This window comes from Nocardia aurantia (assembly GCF_009604425.1).
Taxonomy (GTDB): domain Bacteria; phylum Actinomycetota; class Actinomycetes; order Mycobacteriales; family Mycobacteriaceae; genus Nocardia; species Nocardia aurantia.
Window position 1 is genome coordinate 38,397 of the sequence record NZ_WEGI01000020.1, and the last position, 16,877, is coordinate 55,273.

The window sequence follows — 16,877 nt, forward strand, 5'->3', positions numbered from 1 at the left end:
ACCCTCCCGTGGTGCGAATCCCGCTGGGAATCGGCTGAGTGCCGATGATGGTCAGGTGATCAGCAGCCGGGTGACTGCCACGATGCCGACCACGACGATCACCGCGCGCAGCACGGCCGGCGGCAGTCGCCTGCCCAGGCGAGCGCCGAGTTGCCCGCCGATGACCGAGCCGACCGCGATCAGGCCCGCGGCCGCCCAGGACACGTCGGCGACCACGATGAAGATCGCCGCGGACACCGTGTTCGCGAGCAGTGCCAGCACATTCTTCACCGCGTTGAGCCGCTGCAGATCCTCGTGCACGACCACGCCGAGCAGGCCCATCAGCAGCACTCCTTGGGCCGCGCCGAAATAGCCGCCGTACACGCCGGTGCCCACCACGGCGAGCCACAGCAACACGCCGTGCCCGCCGGTCTCCGCTTCCCGGCCGTTCGCCGCGCGGCGGTCCTTGACCCAGCGCGACAGCCGCGGCTGCACGACCACCAGGACCAGCGCCAGGATGATCAGCGCCGGCACGATCGCCTTGAACGCGCCCGGCGGCAGCTTCAGCAGCAGGATCGCGCCGATCAGCGCGCCGAGGACGGTGCCGGTCCCCAGCCGCAGCACCCGGGCGCGTTGCCCGGCGAGCTCGCGCCGATAGCCGAGCACCCCCGAGAGGTTGCCGGGCACCAGTCCGACAGTGTTCGACACGTTGGCGGTGACCGGGGGATAGCCGAGGGCCAGCAACACCGGGAAGGTGATGAGGGTTCCGGACCCTACGACGGCGTTGATGCCGCCCGCGGCGACACCGGCGGCGAGGACGGCGAGTTGGTCCAGCGGAGACATGGGCTCCCTTCCGCTGCGAGATTGCGGGGCTGTAAACTACCGATCATCATGCAGCGGGCACTCCTCCTCGGCCGCCGCGACGGGTTCTGATACGGACCGGCTCCCGTCGCGGGGTTCAGCTGTGCCGGTCTACCCACATCCTTCTGGGACACATCACCCACACCACGGAGAAATTCGCATGTCACCCGCTGATGCCTTCGTTTCCGGAACGCGGTCGATCTCCACTCCGGCCAAGCCCGCCCCGGGCGACCAGCCCGCCTGGAACCAGCAGAAGAACTCGTCGATGCCGGTGTTCCGGTACCGGCCGTTCGCCGAGGAAGTAGCCCCCGTCATCCTGCCCGATCGCACCTGGCCGGACCGGGTCATCGACCGAGCGCCCGGTTGGTGCGCGGTCGATCTGCGCGACGGTAACCAGGCCCTGATCGATCCGATGAGCCCCGCCCGCAAGCGCCGCATGTTCGACCTGCTGGTGCGGATGGGCTACAAGGAGATCGAGGTCGGTTTCCCGTCCGCCAGCCAGACCGATTTCGACTTCGTCCGCGAGATCATCGAGGACGGCGCCGTGCCCGCCGACGTCACCATCCAGGTGCTGACCCAGTGCCGCCAGGAGCTGATCGAGCGGACCTTCGAGGCCTGCGCGGGCGCGCCGAACGTGATCGTGCACTTCTACAACTCGACCTCGATCCTGCAGCGCAAGGTGGTGTTCCGCGCGGACCGCGAGGCCGTGAAGAAGATCGCCACCGACGCGGCGACGTTGTGCCTGGCGGTCGAGAAGAACTATCCCGACACCGACTGGCGCTACGAGTACAGCCCGGAGTCCTACACCGGCACCGAACTGGAGTACGCCAAGGACGTGTGCGACGCGGTGACGGAGATCATCGCGCCGACCCCGGACCGGCCGATGATCATCAACCTGCCGGCCACGGTCGAGATGGCGACCCCGAACGTGTACGCCGACTCGATCGAGTGGATGCACCGCAACCTGGCCCGCCGCGATTCGATCGTGCTGTCGCTGCATCCGCACAACGACCGTGGCACCGCCGTCGCCGCCGCCGAGCTGGGCTACATGGCCGGCGCCGACCGCATCGAGGGCTGCCTGTTCGGCAACGGTGAGCGCACCGGCAACGTGTGCCTGGTCACCCTGGGGATGAACCTGTTCTCGCGGGGGGTGGATCCGCAGATCGACTTCTCCAATATCGACGAGATCCGGCGCACGGTGGAGTACTGCAACCAGCTGCCCGTGCACGAGCGTCACCCGTACGGCGGCGACCTGGTGTACACCGCCTTCTCCGGCAGCCATCAGGACGCCATCAACAAGGGCCTGGACGCGATGAAGACGGCCGCCGACGATGCCGGCGCCGACGTCGACGACATCGTGTGGGAGGTGCCCTACCTGCCGATCGATCCGAAGGATGTGGGCCGCACCTACGAGGCCGTGATCCGGGTCAACTCGCAGTCCGGCAAGGGCGGCGTCGCCTACATCATGAAGACGGACCACGGCCTGGCCCTGCCGCGGCGGCTGCAGATCGAGTTCTCCCAGGCGATCCAGCAGATCACCGACGGGGAGGGCGGCGAGGTCACTCCCAAGGAGATGTGGGACGTCTTCGCCGACGAGTACCTGAACCCGCTGCTGCCGCTGGAGCGGATGCGCCAGCGGATGACCGCGTCCGAAACCGACGGCGGCACCGACCATATCGACGCCGTGGTGAAGGTCGACGGGGTCGAACAGGAGATCGCGGGTGAGGGCAACGGCCCGCTCGCGGCCTTCGTGGACGCGCTGGGCACCATCGGTTACGACGTACGGGTGCTGGACTATTCGGAGCACGCGATGTCCTCGGGCGACGACGCCCAGGCCGCCGCCTACGTGGAATGCGCCATCGGCGAGAAGGTCACCTGGGGTGTGGGCATCGCCACCTCCATCACGACCGCCTCGCTGCGCGCGGTGGTCTCGGCCGTCAACCGGGCTGCCCGCGACCGCTGATCACCTGGTTCGATTCGGTTCCCGAGGCCGGAGTTTTCCACCTGTGGACAACTCCGGGCTCGGGCCTGGTCGGCCCGATCGGCCGAGCCGCCGCCCTCCGGGCACCGTGCTAGCGTGAGACAGCAACAGCGCCGAGCTCTCTGCTCGAAGATGAACCCGGGCAGATGGGGGAAACGTGACGACTGACGACAACTCGACCGCACCGCCCTGGCTCCACAACCATCCCGCGGAAAGCGCAGCGGGCGGCGATGATTCGCCTACATCGGCCCACGTCGCCGATCCCGCCGACGAATCGGGCGCCGACCACGAAGGCGTCCCGGGGTCCGAGGAGGTCGGCGAATCCGAACAGGTTGCCGCCGGGCTCTTCCCGCCGGTGCCGGATCCGTTCGAGCAGAACGCTTTTCAGCCGGGTCCGCCGCCGGGTTACGAGCAGGTCCCGCCGTTCGTCCCGCCGGGGCAGCCCGGTTACCCGCCGCCGGGTCCGCCCGGATTCGCGCCGCCGCCGATGGGACCGCCGCCGGGGTACGGGGGTTTCCTGCCGCCCGGCGCCTACGCTCCCGAGGGCGCCTGGCCCCCGCCGGGGCCCGAGAGCTGGCCCCAGGCACCGCAACCCGGCCCGCCGGGCATGGCGCCGTACGATCCGAACTTCCCACCGCCGGGAAATTATCCCGGCCCGCCGCCCAACGGCGAGGTGCCGATGGCGGGTTACGGCGAGGTCCGGCAGGAGACCCCGTACGGCGAGGTGCGTCAGGAGATCGGCCCGGACGGGTTGGTGCGCCGGGTCTTTCCGGAGGAGCCCGCCCGCGGGCCCGAGCACATCACCGGTGGTCACGAGCAGCCCGGCGAAGCGATCACCAGCTGGGCGCCGCCACCGTTGCCGCCGCAGCCGATCTATCAACCGCCGCAGCCCCCGCCGGGCTGGGCGGGCGCGCCCGGTCAGCCGCCGGTGCCGCAGCACCAGGGGCTGCCGCCCCAGCAGCAGTTCCCGCACTCCGGCTCCGGGCAATCGGTCAACGATCTGAACCTGCTCAAGCGCAGCCGCCGTGCTCCGCGCGGTGGCTGGCGACGAGCCGTGCACCGGATGTCCGGCGGCACCATCAATCCCGGTGACTCCACCGCGGAACTGGCGCAGCGCGAACTGGTCGACCGGGTGAACCAGCCGGTGCGCGGCGACTATCGGATCGCGATCCTGTCGCTCAAAGGCGGCGTCGGGAAGACCACCACCACCGTGGGTCTCGGTTCCACCTTCGCCTCGCTGCGCGGTGACCGGGTGATCGCCATCGACGCCAACCCCGACCTGGGCACGCTGGCGCACCGGGTGCCCCGGCAGACCCGGTCCACTGTGCGAAACCTGTTGGAAGACAAGCACATCGGCCGCTACTCGGATGTGCGGGCGCACACCTCGCAGTCGCCGAGCCGCCTGGAAGTGCTTGCCAGCGAACAGGATCCGGCAGTCTCGGAGGCGTTCAGCGAGGAGGACTACCGCCGCGCCATCGCGATCCTGCAGCAGTTCTACAACATCATCCTCACCGATTGCGGTACCGGCCTCATGCATTCGGCGATGAAGGGTGTACTGGATCTGGCCAGTTCGCTGGTCCTGGTCACCTCGCCGGCCATCGACGGCGCGCGCAGCGCCTCGGCGACGCTGGACTGGCTGGAGCATCACGGGTACGGCAAGCTCGTCGAGCGAACCGTGGTGGTGGTCAACGCTTCTCGGCGCGGCGCCTCCACCGTCGACCTGGACCAGCTGCGCAAGCTGTTCCTCGATCGCACCCGCGCGGTGCAGGTGGTGCCCTTCGACGACCACCTGGCGGAGGGTTCGGAGATCGACCTCGAACTGGTCGGCAAGCCCACCCGCCGCGCCCTGCTGGAGCTGGCGGCCATGGTCGCCGACGAATTCGGCTTCCAGCTGCCCCCACCGCCGTTCTCCGGCAACCCGGGCCCGCAGTACGGCAGCGGCTACCCGGGCTCGTCGAACTCGTATTCCGGCCCCGGCAACGGATATCCGGGCCAGTACGGTCAATGAGGCGCCGTCCGGCCCCGCCTTGTCCGGGGCCGGACCGATCCGGCTCCGAACAGCATTGCGGCGCACGCGGCCCATTGGGTGAGTAGCGGTGTCGAGTGGCTGAGCCGAGGCGGACCAGCCCTGTGGCACGCTGCCCGGCGAAGCAGGCAAGGCGAAGTCCTGGCCCGGCCGTGCGTTGCGGGCCCGGTATGCCGGTGATCGCCCGTCGCTCGCTACGGACCGGGCCGGATCGGTCGGCCGGTGTCCGCCGCTGTGGCGGCGGCGCGCTGGAAGGCCGTCAGGACCGTCGCGATCGCGGGCCTGCGCTCGGCATGCGGCCGGGTCGCCAGGTCGTAGAGACGGGCGGCGCGGACACCGGCCAGGCGCAGGACCGCCAGATCGGGGTGGCGGACCGCGAAGCGGGGCATGAGGGCGACTCCGTAGCCGGTCGCGACCAGAGCTTCGATGACGCCGAAATCGTTGAGTCGCTGGGCGATTCGAGGTTGCACGCCGGTCACGGTGGCGATCGAGCGGAGTACGTCGTCGACCGGGAAGCCGCCGCGGACGCTCAGCCAGGTCTCGTCGGCGAGTTCGGCGGGGACCACCGCGCCCTGGCGGGCCAGCCGGTGGGTGCGGGACATGACCACATCGATCGGTTCGCGCATCAGCACCCGGGAACTCACCCGTGGGCCCGCCTGCGGGGCGGCGCGTTCGTCGCGGTGGGTCAGGACCACGTCGTAGTCGGCGAGCAGCTGGGGTACGGCAGTCGGCGGTAGATCCTCGTCGCTGGCGATCATCTCGACCCCGCTGCCGGCGAGTTCGGCCAAGACCGCGGGCAGGAGCAACGATGCGCCCGACGAGAACAGGGCGACCCGCACCCGGCCGCGGGCCGAGCCGCGATACAGCGCCATCTCGGCGGCCGCCCGGTCCATCGCCGCCAGCACCTCGTCGGCGCGGAGTACCAGGGCGTGGCCCGCGTCGGTGAGCCGGACCCGGCGGCCGTCGGGTTCGAGAAGCGCCACCCCGGCTTCCCGGGCGAGCACCTTCAGCTGTTGCGAGACCGCGGACGGGGTCATCGACAGGGCCTCCGCGACCGCGGCCACGGTGCCGCGGTCGGCCAGTTCGCGTAGGACGCGCAGGCGTTCGACGGAGAGGAAGGCGGCATCGGGCGCGGTCATTCATCAGTTTTACTACATGAATCATACATTTATATTCGATTGTTCTTAGCTGTTGCCCCGGGGATGCTCGGAACGTGACCAACCGCGATCGTCTGCTCGGCCTGACCGTCGTCCTGCTCTGGGGCCTGAATTTCCTGTCCCTGCATGTCGGGCTCGAACACTTCCCGCCCTACTTCTTCGCCGGCCTGCGATTCGCGGTGCTGGCGGTTCCGGTCGTGTTGCTGGTGCCGCGGCCGCGGGTGCCCTTGCGCTGGCTGTTGTTGTACGGCACGGGATTCGGGGTCGCGCAGTTCGGATTCCTGTTCACCGCGATGCGGGCGGGCATGCCGACCGGGCTGGCTTCGCTGGTGTTGCAGTCCTCGGCGCCGTTCACGGTGGTGCTCGGCGCACTGTTCCTCGGCGAGCGGTTGCGCGGCGGTCAGGTGCTCGGATTGCTCGTGGCGGTGCTGGGGATGGTCGTGATCGGCTGGGACCGTGCACAGCACACCAGCGTGATTCCGGTATTGCTCACCCTCGCAGGCGGATTGGGCTGGGCATTCGGCAATATCGGCTCCCGCCTCGCGGTGTCGGGGTCCGAGCGGGTCGACCCGCTGCATCTGACCCTGTGGATGTCGGTGGTGCCGCCGCTGCCGATGTTCGCGCTGTCGATGGTGGCCGAGGGGCCGGCCACCGGGTGGCACGCGCTGACGGGTTCGTTCGACGCCTCCGGGTGGCCGGGTCTGGCGGCGCTCGGCTTCACCGCCGTGCTGGCGACCGCGGTCGGATCGGGCCTGTGGACGGATCTGATGAGCCGATATCCGGCGGCCGCGGTGGCGCCGTTGTCCCTGCTGGTGCCGGTGGTCGGCATCGCTGCCGCGTGGGCGGCGCTGGGCGAGCGGCCGACCGTGTTGTCGCTGGTCGGAGGGGTGATCGTGATCGGCGGCGCCTTCACCGTGACGGTCGCGCGGCGGCGGCCGGAAATCGGTCGGAACCGACTGGTCATCCCGGAAGCATCGGATAATCCCGACCTTCTCATCAGCAAATAAGGAGCAATTTCGGTGTGGCGGCCCGGAAGTAACACCCCCAATTGACTCCGAGTCGGGATCGTGCGCATAAAGTAGGCGCGATTGTGGGAGGTCCCGGTATGGCACGACAGCTTGGGACCGTCTCGCGGCGGGCGTTATTGCGCGGGGCGGTAGCGGCAGGAATTTCGACAACGGGTGCGGTCGCGGCTCGTCCGATACGGGCGGCGGCGGATCCGGTGCAGCGGGTCGCGGTCTTCGGTGGTGGTGTCGCCGGTCTGACCGCCGCGCACGAATTGGCGGAGCGCGGTTTCGAGGTCACGCTCTACGAGCGGCGGGCCCTCGGCGGCAAGGCGCGCAGCATCGCGGTGCCCGGCAGCGGCCGCGACGGCCGCCCGGATCTACCGGGAGAGCACGGCTTCCGGTTCTTTCCCGGTTTCTATCGGCACATTCCGGACACCATGCGGCGAATCCCGTTCCCCGGCAACGCCAACGGGGTCTGGGACAATCTGGTCGCCGCCCCGGAGGCGCGGTTCGCGCGGACGGGCAGCGAGGACACCATCGTCCCGATGGGCCGGGCCGGAAAGCCGTGGGCCACCGTCGACGATTTCCGGCAGACCGTCGGCTCGGTCATCTCGACCTCGATGCGGATACCGATGTCCGACGCGGCCTATTTCGCCAACCGCCTGCTGGTCTTCAACACCAGCTGCGACGCCCGCCGGTTCGGTGAGTGGGAGAACCTGGCCTGGCGCGACTTCGTCGGCGCCCGCGGCCGCTCGACCGAATTCCGAGTGTTGTTGTCGCGCACGCTGACCACGCTGCTGGTGGCGGCCAAGGACGACCTGGCGAGCACCCGCACCATCGGCGCGATGGGGGAACAGTTCCTCGGCAATCCGCTGGAGATCGGCAACGACGGCCCGCTGGACCGGGTCCTGAACGGTCCGACCTCGGAGGCCTGGATCGACCCTTGGGTGGCGCGATTGCGCGATCTCGGCGTGCGTTTCGAGACCGCCGAGGTGCGCGGGCTCGATGTCGACGGCCACCGGATCAGCGGGGCCCGGCTCGCCGACGGCCGGTCCGTCGACGCCGATCATTACGTGCTGGCCGTGCCGGTGGAGGTCGCGCGCCACCTGTGGACGCCGGAAATCCTGGCGGTGCGGCCGGAACTGGCGGCCATGGACCGGCTGACCGTGGACTGGATGACCGGCATCCAGTTCTATCTGCGCCGTCCGGCCGCGATCGCGCGGGGCCACACCGCCTACATCGACTCGCCGTGGTCGCTCACTTCCATTGCGCAGAACCAGTTCTGGCCGCGGACACCGCTGCCCGGCCGCGGTGACGGCAGCGTGCTGGACTGTCTGTCGGTGGACATCTCGAACTGGAACACGCCCGGCATCCTGTCCGGAAAAACGGCGAAACAGTGCACGGCACAAGAGATCTCGCGGGAGGTATGGGCCCAGTTGCAGGCCCATCTGAAGGGTCACGCCGAACTGCGCGACGACGATCTGCACTCGTGGTTCCTGGATTCGGGTATCTCCTGGGACGCGGCGGGCAACAGCGCCAATGCCGATCCGCTGCTGATCAATACCGTCGGATCCTGGGCGGCCCGGCCGGTGACCCACGGTGCGCTGGAAAACCTCTTCCTGGCAGGCGATTACGTGCGCACCGGGGTCGATCTGGCGACCATGGAGGGCGCCTGCGAAGCGGCCCGCACCGCAGTGAATGCACTGCTGGACGTGGCCGGCTCGAATGCCGAACGCTGCCGGGTGTTCTCGCTGTACCGGGCCGTGGAACTGGAACCGATGCGGCAGCTGGACACCGCGCGCTACGCCGCCGGGCAGCCGAACATGTTCGACGTTCCGGTGTAGACCGGTGGGATCCCCCACAAATCGCTGGTATCGGCGCCGGATCGGCAGTTCAATCGATACATGAGCGAAATCACCGGCCCGGCGGAACTACGCGAACTGCTCGGGCCGGTGATGCCGCGAGCCGCCGCCAAGGAACGACCCGCGCTGCATCCACGCGACCGGCAGTGGATCGCCACGTCGCCGTTCATCGTGCTGGCCACGAGCGACGCCGAGGGCAACTGCGACGCCTCGCCGAAGGGCGATCCGGCCGGCTTCGTGCACGTGCTCGACGACCACACGATCGCCATCCCGGAACGACCCGGTAACCGGCGCGCCGACGGCTATCTGAACATTCTGTCGAACCCGCACGTGGGTGTGATCTTCCTCATCCCGGGCCGCAACGAGACCCTGCGGATCAACGGCCGCGCCCGGCTGCTGCGGGACGCGCCCTACTTCGACGACATGGTGGTCAAGGGCCACCGGCCGATCCTGGCCGTCGAGGTCGAGATCGAGACCATCTTCTTCCACTGCGCCAAGGCGTTCCTGCGCAGCAGCCTGTGGCAGCCGTCGCGCTGGCCGGAGGACACCCTGCCCGGCCCCGCGGGCCTGGCCAAGGAGGTGCAGGCCGGAATCACCGAATCGCTGGCGGAACTCGAACGGCACTACGCGCCGGAGAATTACGAGAAATTGCTCTACCGAGGGTGATCGCCGCCGGCGACGCGGCAGCCGATCATCCGGCCGCCGCCGGCTCGTGATCGCCCGTACCCGGCGGGCCCGGCCCGTGCCACACCGGCGGCCCCTGAGTACGGCGTGCGGCCGCGGCTGCCAATACACTCGCGTGGTGGCAGACATCTCGGTACGCGGACGGCTGGCGCTGCAGGCGGCGGCGACCGCGTCCTGGGCCTCGCAACGCGCGGGCCGGGGCAAGGGTTCGATGATCGGCGGCCTGATCGCGCTGCTGATCGATCCGTCGATCATGACGCAGCTCGGCCGCGGCCGGCGCACGGTGCTGATCACGGGCACCAACGGCAAGTCGACCACCACCCGGATGACCGCCGCCGCGCTCGGCACGCTCGGCCCCGTCGCCTCCCAGGCCGACGGCGCCAACATGGACGCCGGGATCGTCGCCGCCCTCGACGCCCGCCGCGCCGCGCCGCTGGCCGCCATCGAGGTCGACGAACTGCACCTGCCGCACGTCGCCGACGCGCTGAACCCCGCGGCCGTGGTGCTGCTGAACCTGAGCCGCGACCAGCTGGACCGGGTCGGCGAGATCAACATGATCGAGCGGAAACTGCGCGCCGGCATGGCCCGGCATCCCGACGCCGTGCTGATCGCCAACTGTGACGACGTGCTGGTCACCTCCATCGCCTACGACCATCCGAACGTGGTCTGGGTGTCGGCCGGCAGCGGCTGGTCGGTGGACGCCACCAGTTGCCCGCGTTCCGGTGAGCCGATCGTCTGGGAGGGCGAGCACTGGCGCAGCACCGGCGCGGATTTCCATCGGCCCGAGCCGGACTGGTGGGTCGACGAGGAACATCTGTACGGGCCGGACGGCGTGAAACTGCCGCTGCACCTTGCCCTTCCGGGCCGCGCCAACCGCGGCAACGCCGCCCAGGCGGTGGCCGCCGCGGTGGCGCTCGGCGTGCCGGCGGCCACCGCGGTGGACGCCGCGGCCACCGTGCGCGAGATCGCCGGCCGTTACCGCACCGTGCAGGTCGGTGTGCACAACGCCCGCCTGTTGCTGGCCAAGAATCCGGCCGGTTGGCAGGAGGCGCTGTCGATGATCGACTCGGCCGCAACGGGACTGGTGATCGCGGTGAACGGCCAGGTGCCCGACGGCGAGGATCTGTCCTGGTTGTGGGACGTGCGGTTCGAACATTTCGAGGGCACCCAGGTGGTGGCCGCCGGGGAACGCGCCACCGATCTGGCGGTGCGCCTCACCTATGCCGGGGTGGAACACACCACGGTGCCGGATCCGTTGCACGCCATAGCCTCCTGTCCCCCCGGCCGGGTCGAGGTGCTGGCCAACTACACGGCGTTCCGGGATCTGAACCGCGATCTGGAAGGGGTCGTGACCGCATGAGCGAGTCCACGGTCCGGATCGGGCTGGTCCTGCCCGATGTGATGGGTACCTACGGCGACGGCGGCAACGCCCTGGTGCTGCGGCAGCGACTGCGGATGCGCGGCCACGACGCCGAGATCGTCGAGATCTCGCTGAACGACCCGGTTCCCGCGTCGCTGGACCTGTACACCCTGGGGGGAGCCGAGGATTCGGCCCAGCGGCTGGCCACCCGCCATCTGCAGCGTTACCCCGGTCTGCAGGAGGCCGCCGCGAAAGGTGTTCCGGTACTGGCGATCTGCGCCGCCATCCAGGTGCTCGGCCACTGGTACGAGACCTCCGGCGGCGAGCGGGTCGACGGCGTGGGCCTGTTCGACGTCACCACCTCCCCGCAGAAGGTCCGGGCGATCGGCGAGGTCGCCACCACCCCGCTGCTGCCCGGACTCTCGCAGCCGCTCACCGGCTTCGAGAACCACCGTGGCGGAACGAAACTCGGCGGCGACGCCCGTGGCCTGGCCAGGGTGACCCGCGGCGTCGGCAACGGCGTGGGCGACGGCCTCGAGGGCGTCGTACAGGGCTCGGTGTACGGCACCTACATGCACGGCCCCGTGCTGGCCCGCAATCCCGAACTGGCGGACCACCTCCTGGCCCGCGCCCTCGGCGTCGACACCCTGCCGGCCCTGGACCTGCCCGAGGTCGACCGGCTCCGCCGCGAGCGCCTGCGCGCCTGAGTCCTGGCGAAGCCCCGGCCGCGACAGTGGCCGTCGGCGACGCCCGGGGCACGGGTGCGACCGGCCCGCGTGGTCGAACCCGCGCGGTCGAGCCGGGTACCTTTCACGATTCGGGTCGCTACCCGAAGTTCCTCTGGCGCACGGGCATTGCGCTCGTGGTGGCCGCGAAAGCGGCGTTGCCGCTGCTGCCGGACGCTCCGGCATCCCCCGTCGGCATCGGCGTGACCGGCGTCCGGTGGGCAGCGGAAGCTCGTACCGCGCGGCGGACGGCCTGTTCCGGTGGGCGGATGGGCAGCACGTCCGCCGGCGGTGGGCGATCGCGGTGCGTGGCCGTCCGTACGGGGCTCGCGCTGTGGCGCAACCCGCGGCGCGGGCACTCACAGGCGGATTGTGAGATGACACATATCGGCGAGGTCGGCCCTGCTCGAAGCCCCTACCTGGGTCGATGACAGCACCGTGGCCGCCGGAGGTGATCGCCGATTCTGTTGAGACCGGCGGCCGGACCCGGTAGTCTCGCGCGCGGCCACGCGATGAGGGAGGGGCCGATTGCGCAGACGTGATTTTCTGCGAGCAGCCGCCGCTGCGGCGTTCTCCGGTGCCGCCGCGGGGTGGGGTGGCGCCGGTGTCGCGAGCGCGGATCCCAACTGGGTCAGCCTGTTTCGCACGTGGGTCCCGGAAATCTTTGTGCCTTTGGCGGATCCGCCGGAGCATTCGGAGGCGATCGTGGTCGGCTCCGGCTTCGGGGCGGCCGTCACGGCGCTGCGGCTGGCCGAGGCGGGGGTGACCAACACGGTGCTGGAGCGGGGTTCGCGGTGGCCCAACGATCCCTGGCGGGAGATCTTCACCGGTGACGATCTGCCCGACGGTCGCGGCTTCTGGCATCGCACCTCGTTCACCGGAGTTACCAAGGTGCCCATGCAATTCGCCGATTTCGGCGGCGTGCTGGATATCACGGAATTGCCGGGTGTCGACGTGTGGCGCGGCGCCGCGGTCGGCGGTGGATCGGTCGTTTTCACCGGCGCGATGATCGCGCCCGAGCGGCGATTCTTCGACGAGATATTCCGGGGCACAGTCGATTACGGTGAAATGGACAGCGTCTGGTATCCGCGGGTGCGGCAGATGTTGCGATTGAGTCCGATGCCGGCGGATATCTACGCCTCGGGTCCGTTCACCCACTCGCGGGTCTGGGACGATCAGGTGCGCAAGGCCGGATATCGTTCCGTGCCCAACGACTCCATTTTCGACTGGGATGTCCTGCGCGCCGAATTAGGTGGCACCACAAGGACTTCCGCGACGGTGGCGCGGAGTAATCTGGGTAATTCCAACGGCGCCAAATTCGACCTCAACCAGAATTATCTGCGGTACGCGCAGGACACCGGACGCTCGGCGGTGTACCCGGGTCACCGGGTCGACACCATCGCGCAGGAACCGGGCGGCCGTTTCGTCGTCACCGTCACCAAACTCGACCCGACCGGCGCCGTGCTCGGCACTCGCACGCTCACCTGTGACCGGTTGTTCCTCGGCGCGGGCTCCCTCGGCACCTCCGAGTTGCTGGTGCGGGCGCAGGCCACCGGAACCCTGCCGAATCTCAACGAGCACGTGGGCGACGGCTGGGGCACCAACGGTGACGTCGTGCTGGCGCGTGGCGAGAGCACGCTGTCCGGGCTCGGGCAGGGGGTGCCCAGCGCGAGCCGGATCGCCGACGAATCCGGTCCACCCTTGAGCCTCGAAAGCTGGTACATCCCCGGCATTCCGGTGGAGACGGGCGCGCTGGCCTCACTCGGCATGGTGCTCGACTCGACCCGGGCGCGCTTCACCTTCGACCGCGCCCGCAACGCGGCGACGCTGAACTGGCCCAAGAGTGCGCAGGCCGCGGTCGCCGACGCCTGCCGTCACGTCGACCATCACATCGCCGAGCGCGCGGGCGCCGTACTGGACTACCAGCCGCTGGGCTACGACGCCAACGCCGTGTTCACCGCGCATCCGCTCGGCGGCGCCGTGCTGGGGCAGGTCACCGACGGCAACGGCCGGGTCCTCGGACATCCGGGGCTGTACGTGATGGACGGCGCGGCGATCCCGGGCAGCACCGGCACCGTGAACCCGTCGCTGACGATCACCGCGCTGGCCGAACGCAATATCGCGGCCATCGTGGCCGCAGGTCACTGAGTCCTGTCGTGACCGCAGGTCACTGAGTCCGGCCGCAGGTCACAGGGCCCGACCGGCCGCGGGCCCTGTCCAGGCGCGTCGCCGGGCACTACTGTCGGCGCAACAGTTCGAGGAAGGCATCGTCGTGTCGCAGTTGAGCGCGCCCACCGGAACACCGGCAGCGATGGCGGTCCGCCAGGTGCGGCTGGACCCGGAGTTCTGGGTGGATCTGGTGATGGTGCTGCTCGCCGCGGCCGCCGTGACGGGGCTCGGGTGGATCCACTTCCAGCCGGTCGCGCCGCGGACCGCCCGCCTGGTGACCGACGCCGACTACGCGCTGTGCGGCGTCTTCGCCCTGGAGTTCCTGTGGCGGTGGCGATTCGCGGGCTGGACCCTGGCGTACCTGCTGGGGCACTGGTACGACGTGGTCGGCATGGTGCCGGTGACGAACGTCTACGTCCGCGCGTTCCGGCTGCTGCGACTGTTCGCGCTCGGCCTGCGCCTGGCCCGCGCCGCCGAGCAGGTGTTCGGCGACCGGGTCGCGATGGTGGTGCTGAATCGGTTCTTCGGCGCCATCGTCGACACGGTCAAGCGGCCGGTCACCATCGCGGTGCTGGAGGAGGTCGCCGAGGTGATGCGCACCGGTCAGTACACCCGCAACCTCGCCTCCGCGCTGGAGGAGAACCGCGCCGAACTCGACGGCCTGGTCCTCGAATTGATTCGCAACGATCCACAGGTCGGCCGGGTGAAGTACCTGCCCTTCCACGAGGACATCATCCGCGCGATCACCGACACCAGCTTCCGAATCCTGATGCAGGCCCTCGCGGATCCCCGCGTCGACGAGTTGATCGGCGACGTGCTGCGGGAGAACGTGCAGCAGATGCGGCGGTCCGTAATGGACGGGGTGCGGGTCGAGGAGTCCGAGGATCACCGGGCCGCCCGGCGGCCGTGACCGGCGCGGTTCACTCCGCGTGCCGGACGGCGTCGCGCGGCTGCGCGTAACGCACGGTCTCCCAGGCGATCAGACCCGCCAGCACCGCGCACAGCAGTCCGAGCGCGGCGATCGCGGGCATACCGACCGCCGCCGGCAGCAGCGCGATCAGCACCCCGGCCGCCAGCACCCGCGGCCACAGCACCACCCGGGTGGCGTAGTGCCGGAACCCGACCAGCCCGAGCAGGTAGACCGCCACCCCGCCGTACAGCGCGTACAGCGGGACGGCCGGCAGCGCCTCGTGGATGGTGTGCCCCTCGGTGCCGCCCAGTTGGTGCAGCAACTTCTTCAGGCCCAGCGCCAGCCCGGCGATCCCGGCCACCATCGGAAAGTGCCAGTAGGTGTAGCAGTTCCGCGCGATCTGCGCCCGCCGCTCGCCGCGCTCCCGTTTCAGTACGCGCTCGACGACCTTCGCGGCCACATCGAAGTACGCCCACCACAGCAGGCCGGAGACGGCCAGCCCGAGCAGGGCGCCCACCACGATCGGGCCGGAGATCGACAGTCCCGCGACGCCCACGCCGATCGAGACGATCGACTCACCGAGGGCGATGATCACCACCAGCCCGTGCCGTTCGGCGAAGTGCCCGGCGGAGTTCAGTCGCCAGCCGTTGCCCGCGAACAACGTCCACAACATGTCACCGGCGACGGCCACGATCCACAACCAGACCTGCGCCGTCCCCGTGGTGGTTCCCGCGACGATCAGCAGGCTGGTGCCGATCGTGATCGACCCGGCCGCCCAGCGCACCACCTGCGCGCGCAACTGGCGGTCGTGGCTGCTCGCCAGCCAGAACATGCCGAGATGGATCAGCCGGACGACGAGGTAACCCACCGCGAACACCAGCGGTCCGTGCCAGCCGCCGGGCTGGCTGTGGAACGCCTCGGGGATGGTGAGCGCGATGATCAGCCCGGCGCCCGTGGCCGCGAACATGGCCACCCGGGCCAGGCCCTCGTCGGCCTGCACCACGTTGCCGAGCCAGGCGTAGCTGATCCACACCCACCACATCACGGCCAGAACCAGGAAGGCGCGCAACAGGTTCAGCACGCTGGACTCGTGTGCGGCGAGGTCGGTCACCTGCGTGAACGCGAACACCATCACCAGATCGAAGAACAGTTCGAGCTGGGTCACCGAGGCGTCCTCGGCGGTGGGCCGCAACCGCGTCGGCAGGGCATCGGTCATGGGGACATCGTGGCACGGCGCGGCCACCGCTCCGCGCCGGACTCAGCGCACGTCGTAGCTCTGTTCGAAGCGGAATTTCTCGATGAACTCCGCGAGATTGTGCACCGCCTCCTCGTGGAGGCGAGATATGCTGCGTTTCATCAGAATTCCGGGTACCGGAATTGGCAGGTATACCTCGGAGTGATACCAGATCTCGGTACCCTCCTCGGTTTCCGTCACATCGAACCAGCCGAGTCCGCCACCGCCGGCGCCACTTTCGATCACCCGCCAGCAGATACGGTCGCCGTCGTAGGTGTATTCCAGAACCTGGCGATCGGACGTACCGGTCGGACTGACCGTCGCATAGACGCGGTGGGGACGTTCGTATTCGTCGTGCGTGGCCACCCGGACGTCCCGGTGCATCGGTGACCATTCCGGGCTGCGTTCGACCGCGAGCAATGCCTCCGTCACCACTGCGGGATCGACGTCGATCACGAATCGGTGGTTGGTCTTCGTGCGCATGCGTACCCTCCAGCCCCCGGACTGCTCAGGACCCGATTGTCTCCACCGCCGGACTTCGCGTCAACCATGTGGTCTGTTATGGCACAACGCCGAACGGTCCGATGCGTGTGAAACACGGCCAATCACGAGGTCATCACGGGGACATCACGACGGCACGGCAAATCCGGGGCGCCGCCGCCGAATTCGTGCCCAGGACGAGGAGCGGCGCTCAGCCGCTGTGCCGGACCACCGAGTCCGGTCCGGGGAACACCAAGCTCTCGTGCCCGTCGTCGAACCGCACGATGTACGGGGGAGCGCCGTCGGTACCGCGGACCTCGACGATCCGCCCGGCATGATCCGGCATGCCCACCGCTCGTCCGTGGACGAGCAACCTGTCACCCACGCGTGCCTGCATGGTCGTATTATCGGCCGATGGTGATGTGCGTCACAAGGGGGTGCG

At 69.5% G+C, this 16,877-nt stretch carries 14 protein-coding genes; 9 read left to right on the top strand and 5 right to left on the bottom strand.

Annotated elements, in window-relative coordinates; translation table 11 throughout:
- Nucleotides 1-51: 51 nt before the first annotated feature.
- Nucleotides 52-822, bottom strand: coding sequence for a sulfite exporter TauE/SafE family protein (locus NRB56_RS35445; RefSeq protein WP_153348740.1), 771 nt, complete (start codon nucleotides 820-822; stop codon nucleotides 52-54).
- A gap of 178 nt (nucleotides 823-1,000) precedes the next feature.
- Here NRB56_RS35445 and leuA point away from each other — a divergent pair, with 178 nt between their 5' ends.
- Both leuA and NRB56_RS35455 read left to right on the top strand, forming a co-directional pair.
- Nucleotides 1,001-2,803 carry a 2-isopropylmalate synthase gene (leuA, locus tag NRB56_RS35450; protein WP_153348741.1) on the top strand — a complete coding sequence of 601 codons (1,803 nt, stop codon included), beginning with the start codon at nucleotides 1,001-1,003 and terminating at the stop codon, nucleotides 2,801-2,803.
- Between the two features lie 175 nt (nucleotides 2,804-2,978).
- Complete coding sequence (locus tag NRB56_RS35455; RefSeq protein ID WP_319944000.1) at nucleotides 2,979-4,829, top strand: MinD/ParA family ATP-binding protein; 1,851 nt, start codon at nucleotides 2,979-2,981, stop codon at nucleotides 4,827-4,829.
- A gap of 212 nt (nucleotides 4,830-5,041) precedes the next feature.
- Here NRB56_RS35455 and NRB56_RS35460 read toward each other — a convergent pair whose 3' ends face one another.
- Nucleotides 5,042-5,986 carry a LysR family transcriptional regulator gene (locus tag NRB56_RS35460; protein ID WP_153348742.1) on the bottom strand — a complete coding sequence of 315 codons (945 nt, stop codon included), beginning with the start codon at nucleotides 5,984-5,986 and terminating at the stop codon, nucleotides 5,042-5,044.
- Between the two features lie 74 nt (nucleotides 5,987-6,060).
- On the opposite strand from NRB56_RS35460, the gene NRB56_RS35465 reads away from it, so the two are divergent.
- The 7 genes from NRB56_RS35465 to NRB56_RS35495 all read left to right on the top strand — a co-directional run bounded on the left by NRB56_RS35465 (nucleotide 6,061) and on the right by NRB56_RS35495 (nucleotide 14,721).
- Complete coding sequence (locus NRB56_RS35465) at nucleotides 6,061-7,011, top strand: EamA family transporter (RefSeq protein WP_319944001.1); 951 nt, start codon at nucleotides 6,061-6,063, stop codon at nucleotides 7,009-7,011.
- Nucleotides 7,012-7,226: 215 nt separating this feature from the next.
- Nucleotides 7,227-8,855 (top strand): hydroxysqualene dehydroxylase, encoded by a 1,629-nt coding sequence (locus NRB56_RS35470; protein WP_319944002.1) that lies wholly within the window; start codon nucleotides 7,227-7,229, stop codon nucleotides 8,853-8,855.
- Nucleotides 8,856-8,915: 60 nt separating this feature from the next.
- Nucleotides 8,916-9,539 carry a pyridoxamine 5'-phosphate oxidase family protein gene (locus NRB56_RS35475; protein ID WP_153348744.1) on the top strand — a complete coding sequence of 208 codons (624 nt, stop codon included), beginning with the start codon at nucleotides 8,916-8,918 and terminating at the stop codon, nucleotides 9,537-9,539.
- 136 nt (nucleotides 9,540-9,675) lie between these two features.
- Nucleotides 9,676-10,917, top strand: a complete 1,242-nt coding sequence (locus tag NRB56_RS35480; RefSeq protein ID WP_319944003.1) for a Mur ligase family protein — start codon at nucleotides 9,676-9,678, stop codon at nucleotides 10,915-10,917.
- Entirely contained in the window at nucleotides 10,914-11,624 is a 711-nt protein-coding gene (locus NRB56_RS35485) for a type 1 glutamine amidotransferase (protein ID WP_153348745.1), read from the top strand. Before NRB56_RS35480 ends, NRB56_RS35485 begins: the two co-directional genes overlap by 4 nt.
- A 684-nt stretch (nucleotides 11,625-12,308) precedes the next feature.
- On the top strand, nucleotides 12,309-13,790 hold the full coding sequence (locus NRB56_RS35490; protein ID WP_456320184.1) for a GMC oxidoreductase: 1,482 nt from the start codon (nucleotides 12,309-12,311) through the stop codon (nucleotides 13,788-13,790).
- Nucleotides 13,791-13,914: 124 nt separating this feature from the next.
- The gene (locus tag NRB56_RS35495) at nucleotides 13,915-14,721 is read left to right on the top strand and encodes an ion transporter (RefSeq protein ID WP_153348747.1); all 807 of its coding nucleotides are present in this window, start codon (nucleotides 13,915-13,917) and stop codon (nucleotides 14,719-14,721) included.
- Nucleotides 14,722-14,731: 10 nt separating this feature from the next.
- Here NRB56_RS35495 and NRB56_RS35500 read toward each other — a convergent pair whose 3' ends face one another.
- The 3 genes from NRB56_RS35500 to NRB56_RS35510 all read right to left on the bottom strand — a co-directional run bounded on the left by NRB56_RS35500 (nucleotide 14,732) and on the right by NRB56_RS35510 (nucleotide 16,832).
- Nucleotides 14,732-15,937 carry a low temperature requirement protein A gene (locus tag NRB56_RS35500; RefSeq protein ID WP_153348748.1) on the bottom strand — a complete coding sequence of 402 codons (1,206 nt, stop codon included), beginning with the start codon at nucleotides 15,935-15,937 and terminating at the stop codon, nucleotides 14,732-14,734.
- A 42-nt stretch (nucleotides 15,938-15,979) separates the two neighbouring features.
- The gene (locus tag NRB56_RS35505) at nucleotides 15,980-16,438 is read right to left on the bottom strand and encodes an SRPBCC family protein (RefSeq protein ID WP_153348749.1); all 459 of its coding nucleotides are present in this window, start codon (nucleotides 16,436-16,438) and stop codon (nucleotides 15,980-15,982) included.
- A 208-nt stretch (nucleotides 16,439-16,646) separates the two neighbouring features.
- Complete coding sequence (locus NRB56_RS35510; protein ID WP_153348750.1) at nucleotides 16,647-16,832, bottom strand: DUF1918 domain-containing protein; 186 nt, start codon at nucleotides 16,830-16,832, stop codon at nucleotides 16,647-16,649.
- Nucleotides 16,833-16,877: the final 45 nt, after the last annotated feature.